The sequence below is a fragment of the Burkholderia sp. BKH01 genome, assembly GCF_025685725.1.
GTDB classification, from domain to species: domain Bacteria; phylum Pseudomonadota; class Gammaproteobacteria; order Burkholderiales; family Burkholderiaceae; genus Burkholderia; species Burkholderia pyrrocinia_C.
This window is the reverse complement of record NZ_JAOTQT010000018.1, coordinates 132,854-143,632: the sequence shown is the minus strand read 5'-3', so window position 1 is coordinate 143,632 and position 10,779 is coordinate 132,854. Positions and strand designations below refer to the sequence as shown.

At 66.6% G+C, this 10,779-nt stretch carries 12 protein-coding genes and 1 pseudogene; 8 read left to right on the top strand and 5 right to left on the bottom strand.

Annotated features, from left to right (window positions below; translation table 11 throughout):
- Positions 1–193, bottom strand: a pseudogene (locus OEJ37_RS24130) (sulfonate ABC transporter permease); the annotation flags it as partial.
- Positions 194–716: 523 nt separating this feature from the next.
- On the opposite strand from OEJ37_RS24130, the gene OEJ37_RS24125 reads away from it, so the two are divergent.
- Positions 717–983: a hypothetical protein gene (locus OEJ37_RS24125; protein ID WP_011545926.1), complete on the top strand. Its 267-nt coding sequence runs from the start codon at positions 717–719 to the stop codon at positions 981–983.
- Between the two features lie 42 nt (positions 984–1,025).
- On the opposite strand, the gene OEJ37_RS24120 is transcribed toward OEJ37_RS24125, so the two are convergent.
- Positions 1,026–2,342: an ATP-binding protein gene (locus OEJ37_RS24120; RefSeq protein ID WP_174421549.1), complete on the bottom strand. Its 1,317-nt coding sequence runs from the start codon at positions 2,340–2,342 to the stop codon at positions 1,026–1,028.
- Positions 2,326–3,051: a response regulator gene (locus OEJ37_RS24115; protein WP_009693256.1), complete on the bottom strand. Its 726-nt coding sequence runs from the start codon at positions 3,049–3,051 to the stop codon at positions 2,326–2,328. Before OEJ37_RS24115 ends, OEJ37_RS24120 begins: the two co-directional genes overlap by 17 nt.
- A gap of 224 nt (positions 3,052–3,275) precedes the next feature.
- Between OEJ37_RS24115 and OEJ37_RS24110 the strand changes: the two genes are divergently transcribed.
- Positions 3,276–3,824 (top strand): Spy/CpxP family protein refolding chaperone, encoded by a 549-nt coding sequence (locus OEJ37_RS24110; RefSeq protein WP_152864336.1) that lies wholly within the window; start codon positions 3,276–3,278, stop codon positions 3,822–3,824.
- A gap of 69 nt (positions 3,825–3,893) precedes the next feature.
- Here the strand turns inward: OEJ37_RS24110 and OEJ37_RS24105 are convergent, their stop codons facing one another.
- On the bottom strand, positions 3,894–4,157 hold the full coding sequence (locus OEJ37_RS24105; protein ID WP_263346252.1) for a hypothetical protein: 264 nt from the start codon (positions 4,155–4,157) through the stop codon (positions 3,894–3,896).
- Between the two features lie 104 nt (positions 4,158–4,261).
- Here OEJ37_RS24105 and OEJ37_RS24100 point away from each other — a divergent pair, with 104 nt between their 5' ends.
- The 4 genes from OEJ37_RS24100 to OEJ37_RS24085 all read left to right on the top strand — a co-directional run bounded on the left by OEJ37_RS24100 (position 4,262) and on the right by OEJ37_RS24085 (position 7,459).
- On the top strand, positions 4,262–5,044 hold the full coding sequence (locus OEJ37_RS24100; RefSeq protein ID WP_174421546.1) for an ABC transporter substrate-binding protein: 783 nt from the start codon (positions 4,262–4,264) through the stop codon (positions 5,042–5,044).
- A gap of 217 nt (positions 5,045–5,261) precedes the next feature.
- Positions 5,262–5,951, top strand: coding sequence for an ABC transporter permease (locus tag OEJ37_RS24095; protein ID WP_174421545.1), 690 nt, complete (start codon positions 5,262–5,264; stop codon positions 5,949–5,951).
- A complete protein-coding gene (locus OEJ37_RS24090; protein ID WP_111016361.1) occupies positions 5,948–6,661 on the top strand; it encodes an ABC transporter permease in 714 nt (237 codons plus the stop codon). The genes OEJ37_RS24095 and OEJ37_RS24090 overlap by 4 nt, the downstream gene beginning before the upstream one ends.
- Before the next feature lie 18 nt (positions 6,662–6,679).
- Positions 6,680–7,459, top strand: a complete 780-nt coding sequence (locus OEJ37_RS24085; RefSeq protein WP_263346248.1) for an ABC transporter ATP-binding protein — start codon at positions 6,680–6,682, stop codon at positions 7,457–7,459.
- 63 nt (positions 7,460–7,522) lie between these two features.
- Here the strand turns inward: OEJ37_RS24085 and OEJ37_RS24080 are convergent, their stop codons facing one another.
- Positions 7,523–8,020, bottom strand: a complete 498-nt coding sequence (locus tag OEJ37_RS24080) for a GNAT family N-acetyltransferase (RefSeq protein ID WP_263346246.1) — start codon at positions 8,018–8,020, stop codon at positions 7,523–7,525.
- A gap of 133 nt (positions 8,021–8,153) precedes the next feature.
- Between OEJ37_RS24080 and OEJ37_RS24075 the strand changes: the two genes are divergently transcribed.
- Both OEJ37_RS24075 and OEJ37_RS24070 read left to right on the top strand, forming a co-directional pair.
- Complete coding sequence (locus tag OEJ37_RS24075; RefSeq protein WP_263346244.1) at positions 8,154–9,080, top strand: LysR family transcriptional regulator; 927 nt, start codon at positions 8,154–8,156, stop codon at positions 9,078–9,080.
- A 559-nt stretch (positions 9,081–9,639) separates the two neighbouring features.
- Complete coding sequence (locus OEJ37_RS24070) at positions 9,640–10,725, top strand: porin (RefSeq protein WP_096473058.1); 1,086 nt, start codon at positions 9,640–9,642, stop codon at positions 10,723–10,725.
- Positions 10,726–10,779: the final 54 nt, after the last annotated feature.

Here is a 10,779-nt window from a genome sequence, read left to right as displayed (position 1 = left end):
TCGACGGATCGAGCGAGATCTTCTGCGTCTGCAGCACGCCGATCGGCGCCATCGTTTCGTGGAAACCGACGATCGCCATCGCCAGCAGGCAGATGATCAGCGGAAACGCGATGAAGTCCCACCGGTTCGGCAGAACGCGCCAAGCGGACGCGTTGGCGGTCCGGTTCGGATTGAAGAATCCGACGTCCATCAGGCGCCCTCCCCGGTAAGGCCGAACGAAGCCGGCAGTCGATGTTGATTCATGGCAAAGCGCACGGGCGCGGTAATTCGATTGACTGACGATCTCGCGCGGGCGCGATGCGCCGTGCGTGCAAGCTGCGCCCCGCGCGGTCGCGGTCGAGTCGGCCCGCGACGGCACGACACTACACCAACCTGTATTTCAGGTACAACCGTCCGGGGACGGAGCGACGGCGCGCACCGCGCAGCGCACGGATCGTGCCCGGGGAACGGGCGGACGGCGAGTACACGGTACGGAGCAGCCCGGCCGCAGTCCTTCGGCCGGCATGCAGGCCCGAATTATGCCGTGATCCGGGCCGGCCGTGAACCCGCCAGCCGCACGCGGGTGCAAACCGTGCCGGGCGTCAGCAGCCGGACACGGCGAAGCGGGTATGATCGGGGCTAGCCCCCAGGTCTGTTGCGGCCGGTATCGTGGCGACGCATGCACGTTCCATATGTATACAGACCCTGGGGATCGACCGACGAGCGGGAGGAAGGGAATGGCAGGAAACTTGGTGATCGTCTGCCGCGATCAGGATGCCGACGCGTTCTACGAACTGATGCAGGAGTACGGGTCGTTCCAGACGCGGCTGTCGTCGACGGCATGGTACCTGAACATGAACGTCGTGCCGGAATCGCTGCAGGAGGAAATCCTGGAGCGCCTCGGCCGCTATACGACCGTCTACATCTTCGAGGCCACCACCGTGACCTACAACACGATCGACAGCAACGCAGCCGAGACGCTCGGCACGCTGTTCGGCGAATGATGCCGCGCGACGCCTGCCGGCCCGGGCAGGCGCCGCAGTCGCTTACGCAGCCTGTGCGTGGGGTTCGTCCTTCGGCACGACCTCGAACGGGAACGTCATCGCGACGCGCAGGCCGCCTTCAGGGCGGTTGCCGATGTCGCACGCCCCGCCCAGCCTGAGCACGAGCCGCTCGACGATCGCGAGCCCGAGCCCGCTGTGGCCGTTGCCGCCGCGCGCCGGGTCGAGCCGCACGAACGGCCGCGTCGCGGCCGCGAGGTCGCGCGGCGCGATCCCGCCGCCGCTGTCGCTGACCGACAGCACGTAGCCGGTCGGCGTGCGCGCCGTCTCGACGAGCACGGGCGGCGCACCATACGCATGCGCGTTGTCCAGCAGGTTCGACAGGATCCGGTCGAGCGTCGCCGTCGGCAGCCTGAAGCCCGGATCGGCGTCGAGCCGCGTGTGGACCGTCTGCGCATTCGGCGCGACCGCGCGATAGTTGCGTGCGATCCGCTCGCACGCCTGATCGACCGGCACCGGCTCGCTGCGGTCGGACCCGCCGTGCGCAAACACCAGAAACTGATCGACGATGTGCGACATCGAATCGACGTCGCGCACGACGCCGTCGCGCAAGCGCACGTCGTCCATCATTTCCGCGCGCAGGCGCATCCGCGCAAGCGGCGTGCGCAGGTCGTGCGCAACGCCCGCCAGCATCACCGCGCGGTCGCTCTCGGCCTGTGACACCTGCTCCACCATCTGGTTGAAGCCATGCGTGAGCTGACGCAGCTCGCGCGGGCCGCGCTCGCGCAGTGGCGGCACCGGCTGCCCGCGGCCGAAGCGCGCGACCGCACGCGCGAGCGAGCGCAGCGGCTGCTGCAGCTGCCAGGCCGCGAACAGCGCGGCGATCACGCCGGCCGAGAAGATCGTGCCGAGCCACAGCAGCATCCGGTCCAGCGAGCGCGGCGGACGCAGCGGCTGCACGGGCACCACGATCCAGTTGCGATCGTTCGGCTGCTTCACCCACAGCACCGGCGGATGGCCCGGCGCGCCGATCTCGACGCGCGTGCCGGGCGGCATCCGCTCGCTCACGTCGTCGCGGAACCGCTTGAGCGCCGCCGGCAGATTCGACAGGTCGCCGTTCGGCACGTCGGCGCTGTCCGGCGTCACGAGCCGCACGCGCGACGGCAACGGCTGGTCGGGCGTGCGCTCGACGTGCTGGCGCACCGCGTCGACCAGGAACGCGGCCTCCTCGACCGCGTAACGCGTCTGCATCTGGTTGCGCTCGAGCCGCATCGCGAAAAACCACGCGAAGTGCGACAGGAGCAGGACGCCAACGACGAGCAGCGCGAGCCGCCCGAACAGCGAATCAATGGGTTTGCGCATGAGCCTCGCCGTCGGGCACGAACACGTAGCCGCGCCCGCGGACCGTCTGGATGAAGCGCGGCGTCGACGGATCCGTTTCGAGGATGCGGCGCAGGCGCCACACCTGGACGTCGATGCCGCGGTCGGTGCCGTCGTACTCGGGCCCGTGCAGCAGCTCGAGCAGCCGCTCGCGCGTGAGCGTGCGCAGCGCATGGTTCACGAAGATCTTCAGCAGCGCGAATTCGCTGCTCGACAGCGTGGCCGGCTTGCCGTCGACCGACAGCGTGCGCGCCTGGAAGTCGAGCACGAAGCGGCCGAACGCGAACGGCTCGCGCTGTTCGGGCGCGGCCGCCGACGGCGTCGCGCGGCGGCGGCGCAGCACGGCCTGCACGCGCGCGAGCAGCTCGCGCGGGTTGAACGGCTTGCCGAGGTAGTCGTCCGCGCCGAGTTCGAGCCCGACGATGCGGTCGACGTCGTCCGCGCGCGCGGTCAGCATGATCACGGGGATGTCGTCGCCGGCCGCGCGCAACTGGCGCAGCGCGGTCAGGCCGTCCACGCCCGGCATCATCAGGTCCAGCACGATCAGGTCGGGCCGCTCGCGCTCGAGACGCTTCTCGAGCGTCGCCGCGTCGTGCAGCACGGACACTTCCATCCCCTGGCGCACGAGATAGTCGCGCAGCAGGTCTCGGAGTTCTTGGTCGTCGTCGACGATGAGGATCTGGGTAGTCATGGCTCGAAGTTTACCGCGCGAGGGCGGAGTCGAAGAACGAAACAAAGGGATGAAAGGGTTACTGCGGGTTACGGCGCAAGGGAACTGTAATGCGCGGTAACCGGGCCGCCGCCCCACGTAACACCGGCCGGGGCCGGCATCGCTAACCTGCTTCTTACCGGATGCGGTACACGGCTTTCCCCGTACCGCATCGCCGGACCCTTTGGATACAAGGAGTTTCTGAAATGTATAAGAAGACTTCCCGCGTGGCCATCGCGGCCGCCACCGTGCTCGCTCTCGCATTCGGCACCGCGCATGCCGCGCCGCCCACCGACATGCCGCCGCCGGGCGGCCCCGGCATGCACCAGATGCACGGGCACGACGGCGGCCCGTTCGGCGCAATCATGAAACTGCATGACCAGTTGAAGCTCAACGCGTCGCAGGAACAGCAATGGCAGACGGCCGTCAACACGATGAAGCAGAACCGTGATGCGATGCGCAAGAGCCACGAGCAGATGCGCGAGCAGTTCAAGGCGCAGCAGAACCAGCCGATCCTCGACCTGAGCGCGCTGCACGCCGCGCGCCAGCAGGCCGAGCAGCAGAACGCGCAACTGCGCGAGCAGACCTCCGCCGCGTGGCTCGCGTTCTACAACGGGCTGAACGACCAGCAGAAGACCACGGTCAGCACGGCGCTCAAGCAGCAGTTCGCGCAGATGCAGCAGCGCCACGAGAAGATGAAGGAGCGCTGGGAGCAACATCGCGCGGCCAAGGGCGCGTCGGCGCCCGCGCAGTAAGCCGGCAAGCCGCTCCCCGGAGCGGCGCCGAAGGGGACGCGGGCACCGGCCCGCGTCCCCTTTTTTCGTTCAGGCTGCGTCGAACAGCAGCACCTCGGCCGCCCGGCCGGGTGCGAACGTGACCGCGCCCACGCCGCAATCCATCGACCGCGCGCCGGATCGTTGCATCCGCGACCGCAATTGACGCAATACCCGTTGAGAATACCGCGATTGCCGCAACAGCCGAATCGAAGAATCGAAGAATCGATCGATCGCGCCGGATTGCCGTTTTCCGGGTATCGCGTTCGGGTAAAATACCGCCCTTTTGGCGTTCGCCCGTCCGGCGGCCGCCATCGCCAGAACGCCGATCGGCGAATTTTGGCCGTCTAGAATACGCCGCGGCGCCCGGTCCGACCGGCCGCGAGCGCCCCCGGAAAGTCAGCAACAGAAGGATGGAAATGAAGAAGGCCGCCCTGTGCGCCGCCCTCGCCCTCGTGGCGGGCAGCGCCTTCGCGAAGGAGTGGAAGACCGTGCGGATCGGCGTCGATGCCAGCTACCCGCCGTTCGAGTCGACCGCTCCGAGCGGCGAGATCGTCGGTTTCGACGTCGATCTCACCAAGGAGATCTGCAAGCGGATCAACGTGAAATGCGTGTGGGTGGCGCAAGACCTCGACGGGATCATCCCGGCGCTGAAGGCGAAGAAGTACGACGTCATCGTGTCGTCGCTGACCGTCACGGACAAGCGCCGCGAGCAGATCGACTTCTCCGACAAGGTGTACGACGCACCGGCGCGGATGATCGCAAAGACCGGCTCGCCGCTGCTGCCGACGGTCGCGTCGCTGAAGGGCAAGCGCGTCGGCGTCGAGCAGGGCTCGACGCAGGAAACCTACGCTAAGGCGTACTGGGAACCGCAGGGCGTGACGGTCATTCCTTACCAGAATCAGGACCAGGTCTATACCGATCTCGGCTCGGGCCGCCTCGACGCGACGCTGCAGGACGAACTGCAGGCCGACTACGGCTTCCTGCGCACGCCGCGCGGCAAGGGCTTCGCGTTCGCCGGGCCGGAAGTGAAGGATCCGAAGACGATCGGCGACGGCACCGCGATCGGCCTGCGCAAGGAAGATACGGACCTGAAGCTCAAGATCAACCAGGCATTGGCCGACATGCACAAGGACGGCACGTACGACCGGCTGTCGCACAAGTACTTCTCGTTCAGCGTCTATTCGGCTTCGGCCCGCTGAGCGCCGACAAGAAGAAGCAACGGATGCGGGGGCGGCCCCGCGTCCGGGCAGTACAGGCAGTCAACCACGCGCCGCCCGCCCCCTTGCCCGCCGCTCGCGCGACGGGCTGGCCCGGCACCGTTGCCGGGGCGGACGGTCATGATACGCACGGGGCGTTCCGCGCAGCTTGGCGGGCGCGTCTTTCGCGGCGCACCGCGTGCGCCGTCAAGGACCACATATGTTTCTACAAGGTTACGGCCCGCTGATCCTCGCAGGCACCTGGCAAACCGTCAAACTGGCGGTGCTTTCGCTCGCGCTGTCGTTCCTGCTGGGTCTGCTCGGCGCGGGTGCGAAGCTGTCGCGCAACCGCGTGACGCACGGCGTCGGCACCGTCTACACGACGCTGATCCGCGGCGTGCCCGACCTCGTGCTGATGCTGCTGCTGTTCTACAGCCTGCAGATCTGGCTGAACATGGCGACCGACGCGCTCGGCTGGGACCAGATCGACATCGACCCGTTCCTCGCTGGCGTGATCGTGCTCGGCTTCATCTACGGCGCGTACTTCACCGAGACGTTCCGCGGCGCGTTCCTGTCGGTGCCGCGCGGCCAGCTCGAGGCAGGCAGCGCGTACGGGATGACGAACTGGCAGGTGTTCACGCGGATCATGTTCCCGCAGATGATGCGCTTCGCGCTGCCGGGCATCGGCAACAACTGGCAGGTGCTCGTGAAATCGACCGCGCTCGTGTCGATCATCGGCCTGGCCGACGTCGTGAAGGCGTCGCAGGACGCCGGCAAGGGCACGCTGCGGTTCTTCTTCTTCACGCTGATCGCGGGAGCGGTCTACCTCGCCATCACGACGATCTCGAACTTCGTGCTGATGTGGCTCGAAAAGCGCTACTCGACCGGTGTCCGCAAGGCTGACCTATGATCGAACTCATCCAAGAATACTGGCGCAACTATCTCTACACCGACGGCTATCGCATCACCGGTGTCGCGATCACGCTGTGGCTGCTCGTCGTGTCGATCGGCCTCGGCTTCTGCCTGTCGGTGCCGCTCGCGGTCGCGCGCGTGTCGAAGAGGAAGTGGCTGGCGGGCGCCGTGTGGCTCTATACGTACGTGTTCCGCGGCACGCCGCTCTACGTGCAGCTGCTGCTCTGCTACACGGGCCTTTACAGCCTGCAGGCCGTGCGCGGCACGCCGATGCTCGATGCGTTCTTCCGCGACGGGATGCACTGCACGCTGCTCGCGTTCACGCTGAACACCTGCGCGTACACCACCGAGATCTTCGCGGGCGCGATCAAGGCGACGTCGTACGGCGAGATCGAAGCCGCGCGCGCGTACGGGATGACGCCGTTCACGATGTATCGCCGCGTGATCCTGCCGTCGGCGCTGCGCCGCGCGCTGCCGCTGTACAGCAACGAAGTGATCCTGATGCTGCACGCGACGACGGTGGCGTTCACCGCGACCGTGCCGGACATCCTGAAGATCGCCCGCGACGTGAACTCGGCCACCTACATGTCGTTCCACGCGTTCGGCATCGCCGCCCTGCTCTACCTCGTGATCTCGTTCGCGCTCGTGTGGCTGTTCCGCCAGGCCGAGCGCCGCTGGCTCGCGTATCTGCGCCCGCAAGGCAAGTAAGTTTTCGCAGGACTATTGATGAATTCCCAGACCCAGAAGCTTTTCGTCGACGATCTCCACAAACGCTACGGCAACAACGAGGTGCTCAAGGGCGTGTCGTTGAAGGCGAACGCCGGTGACGTGATCAGCGTGATCGGCTCGTCCGGCTCCGGCAAGAGCACGATGCTCCGCTGCATCAACTTCCTCGAACAGCCGAACGCCGGCCGCATCTTCGTCGACGGCGAGGAAGTGCGCACCGCCCTCGACAAGGCCGGCGCGCTGCGCGCGGCCGATCCGAAGCAGTTGCAGCGCGTGCGTACCAAGCTGTCGATGGTGTTCCAGCACTTCAATCTCTGGTCGCACATGAACGTGCTCGAGAACGTGATGGAGGCGCCCGTGAACGTGCTCGGCATCCCGAAGAAGGAAGCCGAGGAGCGAGCGCGCGAATACCTGGAAAAGGTCGGCCTCGCGCCGCGCGTCGAGAAGCAGTATCCGTCGCACCTGTCGGGCGGGCAGCAGCAGCGCGTCGCGATCGCGCGCGCGCTCGCGATGCATCCGGACGTGATGCTGTTCGACGAGCCGACGTCGGCGCTCGACCCGGAGCTGGTGGGCGAAGTGCTGAAGGTGATGCAGAAGCTCGCCGAGGAAGGCCGCACGATGATCGTCGTCACGCACGAGATGGGCTTTGCACGCAACGTGTCGAACCACGTGATGTTCCTGCACCAGGGCCGCGTCGAGGAAGAAGGCGTGCCGGCCGAGGTATTTGCCAACCCGAAAAGCGAACGCCTGCGCGGGTTCCTGTCGGGCAGCCTCAAGTAACGCACGTAACGTACGCAACGCACGACGTGCGAACGGGCGCCCCGCGGGGCGCCCGTTTTGCGTTTACGCGGCGCTCACCGGCGCGCCGTCGGCGAACGCGCGCAGTTCGTCGCCCGCGAGCCGGTAACGCACCCATTCGCTCTGCGGCGCGGCGCCGACGCTCTCGTAGAAACGGATCGCCGGCTCGTTCCAGTCGAGCACGCTCCATTCGAAACGCCCGCAGCCCGACTCGACCGCGATCCGCGCGAGCGCCTTCAGCAGCCGCAACCCGGCGCCCGCACCGCGAAAGCGCGGCGACACGTACAGATCCTCGAGATACAACCCCTGCCGGGCAAGCCAGGTCGAGTACGAGAAGAAATACACGGCGAAGCCGGCCGGCTCGCCGTCGACCTCGCACACCAGCGCGCGCGCCGGTGAACCTTCGCCGAACAGGCTGCGCTCGAGCGACGCGGGCGTCGCGATCACTTCGTGCTCCGCCTTCTCGTAGACAGCCAGCTCGGTAATGAAACGCAGGATCAGCGGCACGTCCGCGGCGATGGCGGTACGGATGTCGATTTGCACGGGTTGAGCCCTCCTTCGGCCCGGACTTGAATCGGAAAGCGGCGCAGCACAACCGCGCTGGCGCCGATCAGACCGTCATGCTACGTTCACGCCGTGCCTGCAGGAAGTGCAGTTTCCTCATCCAGACCTGAACATGATGCATCCCGAGCTGCGTCGCCTTGACCTGAACCTGCTGCTCGCGTTCGACGCGCTGTACCGCCACCGGTCGGTCGCCGCGGCCGCGCACGAACTCGCGATGAGCCCGTCCGCGCTGAGCCACGCGCTCGCGCGGCTGCGCGACGCGATCGGCGACGCGCTGTTCGTGCGCCTCGGCAACGAGATGCAGCCGACCGTGCGCGCCGACGACATCGCCACGTGGGTTGGCGACGCGCTCGACGCGATGTCGAAGGGTCTCGCCCGCGCGCGCCGCTTCGATCCCGCGCAAAGCGACCGCACGTTCGTGTTCGCCGCGACCGACTACACGGCGTTCGCGGTGCTGCCGGCGTTCCTCGCGCGCATCCAGCACGTCGCGCCGCGGCTGCGGATCCGCGTCGTGCATTCCGACCGGAAGATTTCCGTCGACGAGCTGGCGGCCGGCCGCATCGATTTCGCGCTCGGCTACCACGAGGAATCGTCGGCCGACGCGCCGGGCATCGAGGATTTCGACTGGTTCTCCGACGACTACGTCGTGATCGCGAGCGCCGCGCATCCGGACATCCGCCGGCGGCTGACGCTCGACCAGTACCTGGCGGCCCGCCACGTGGTCGTCACGCCGTGGAACGAATCGCGCGGCGTCGTCGACTTCGTGCTCGATCGGCTCGGCCTCGCGCGGCAGGTCGCCGTGCAGTTGCCGACCGTATTGGCCGCGCCGTTCGTGATCGCGGAATCCGCACTCCTGATGACCGTGCCGAACCGCGCCGCGCAGGCGCTGCGGCACGCGGCGCCGATCCGCATCTTCCCCGCGCCGTTCGAGATCCCGCGCTACACGGTGAAGGTCTACTCGCACGCAAAGCACGCGCGCACCGATGCGCACCGCTGGATTCGCGCGCAACTGCTCGACGCACGGCCGGGCCCCGACTGAACTCGACGCGCCGCGGCCGCACGCGCCTTGCGCGACGGGCGTTTCCGGCATTGGACAGCGGCATCCGGCGGCCGCCAATTCATTACGAGATACTTACCAATTTCGCGTCTTTCGCGCCTACGCCCACGCCCCGGCAACGTCAATAGTGGCAATCCTTGACCCATGTACGCGGAATTCATGTCTCCCTTGCGGGACAAGGGTTTTCCGGTAATTGTGAACCCTTATCGCACCTGTTGCGCACTGTGTTGCATGGCAAATTGGCGACAGGTGTTAGTCAAACAACGATTTCCATCGCCACAAAATTGTATTTTTGCTAAATTAGTAACCAAAGTAGCAAAACGAAGTTCGTGAAATGTAGTTTAGCTTCACGACACAACAAGGAGACCCCGCAGGCCGACCCGGCTGCGCGGGACCGCTCAACGGTTTTCCGTCTGCTTGCCCGCGTGCCGCGCTTACCGGCCCTGCACGAGGTCTCCCTGGTTATCCCGCTTTTGCCCGGCGCTCGCGCTCCGGGCATCTCATGCAGTCTGGGTTGACTTTTTGACAGGGTATGGAGGAGATGATGAAGAAAGCTTTGGTCGCGGCCGCGCTGATGGCTGCTGGGGTGGTGACGGCGCACGCGCAGAGCAGCGTCACGCTGTATGGCCGCCTGGATGCAGGCATCGAGTACATGAACGGCCTGCAAGACGGCCACCGAGTACGCGCTGAAAGCGGCGACTGGGGCACGAGCCTGTGGGGCTTGAAGGGTAGCGAGGACATCGGCGGCGGCAACAAGGTCCTGTTCCACCTCGAAGGTGCGTTCAACACGATGACCGGCGGTCTCGGCACGTCCGGCTCGATCTGGGATCGTTTCGCGACGGTCGGCATCTCGAACGACCGCTACGGTACGCTGCTGTTCGGTCGTGAACTCGCGATCGCGAACGGCGTGTGGGACTTCGATCCGCTGGGCCAGTCGAGCTGGTCGTCGGCATCGCTGGTGCGCGGCCGCAACTGGAACAAGACCAGCAACAACGTGTCGTACCAGTCGCCGCAGTTCTACGGCTTCGACTTCTACGGCCAGTTCGCGTTCTCGAACTCCACCAGCTTCAACGGCAACACGACGGCCGGCCAGCCGGGCCGTGCAGCCGGCGCGCAGATCACCTACACGAACTCGCTGTTCCAGTTGCGCGGCATCTACGACGAAACGCGCGACAGCAACGGCCGCTTCTCGGACGTGTTCAACTACTCGCGTGAATACTTCGCGGGCGCGAACGTGTTCCTCGGCCAGTTCAAGCTGCAGGCCGCCTACCAGTCGTCGCACGCGGACGGCAGCGGCGGCCCGGCCGTCAACAACGGCATCACCGGCACCCAGCAGGTCTGGGGCGGCGTGACGTGGCAGGCCACGCCGGCGGCGGCGCTGATCGCGGCCGTGTATCACGTGAACGCGAACCACGGCGGCGGCAACGCGAACATCTACACGGTCGGCGGTTCGTACAACATCTCGAAGCGCACGCTGTTCGACGTGCAGGTCGCGACGGTGCGCAACAGCTCGACGGCCAACTTCAGCCTGAACGCGAACGGCGCGGGCACGGCCGTGTCGACCGGCAACCCGCATCCGGGCGGCAGCCAGACCGGCGTCTACGCCGGCATCCAGCACCTGTTCTGATCAGGCGCCGTCCAAAGAACGATTCGGCAACACTTTCCACGCTGCTGCGAGAGG

Excerpts from the sequence above, each read along its gene's own strand:
- OEJ37_RS24125 (WP_011545926.1), top strand. The coding sequence starts at position 717 with ATGGCAGGAAACTTGGTGATCGTCTGCCGCGATCAGGATGCCGACGCG.
- OEJ37_RS24120 (WP_174421549.1), bottom strand. The coding sequence starts at position 2,342 with ATGCGCAAACCCATTGATTCGCTGTTCGGGCGGCTCGCGCTGCTCGTC.
- OEJ37_RS24115 (WP_009693256.1), bottom strand. The coding sequence starts at position 3,051 with ATGACTACCCAGATCCTCATCGTCGACGACGACCAAGAACTCCGAGAC.
- OEJ37_RS24110 (WP_152864336.1), top strand. The coding sequence starts at position 3,276 with ATGTATAAGAAGACTTCCCGCGTGGCCATCGCGGCCGCCACCGTGCTC.
- OEJ37_RS24105 (WP_263346252.1), bottom strand. The coding sequence starts at position 4,157 with ATGGCGGCCGCCGGACGGGCGAACGCCAAAAGGGCGGTATTTTACCCG.
- OEJ37_RS24100 (WP_174421546.1), top strand. The coding sequence starts at position 4,262 with ATGAAGAAGGCCGCCCTGTGCGCCGCCCTCGCCCTCGTGGCGGGCAGC.
- OEJ37_RS24095 (WP_174421545.1), top strand. The coding sequence starts at position 5,262 with ATGTTTCTACAAGGTTACGGCCCGCTGATCCTCGCAGGCACCTGGCAA.
- OEJ37_RS24090 (WP_111016361.1), top strand. The coding sequence starts at position 5,948 with ATGATCGAACTCATCCAAGAATACTGGCGCAACTATCTCTACACCGAC.
- OEJ37_RS24085 (WP_263346248.1), top strand. The coding sequence starts at position 6,680 with ATGAATTCCCAGACCCAGAAGCTTTTCGTCGACGATCTCCACAAACGC.
- OEJ37_RS24075 (WP_263346244.1), top strand. The coding sequence starts at position 8,154 with ATGATGCATCCCGAGCTGCGTCGCCTTGACCTGAACCTGCTGCTCGCG.
- OEJ37_RS24070 (WP_096473058.1), top strand. The coding sequence starts at position 9,640 with ATGATGAAGAAAGCTTTGGTCGCGGCCGCGCTGATGGCTGCTGGGGTG.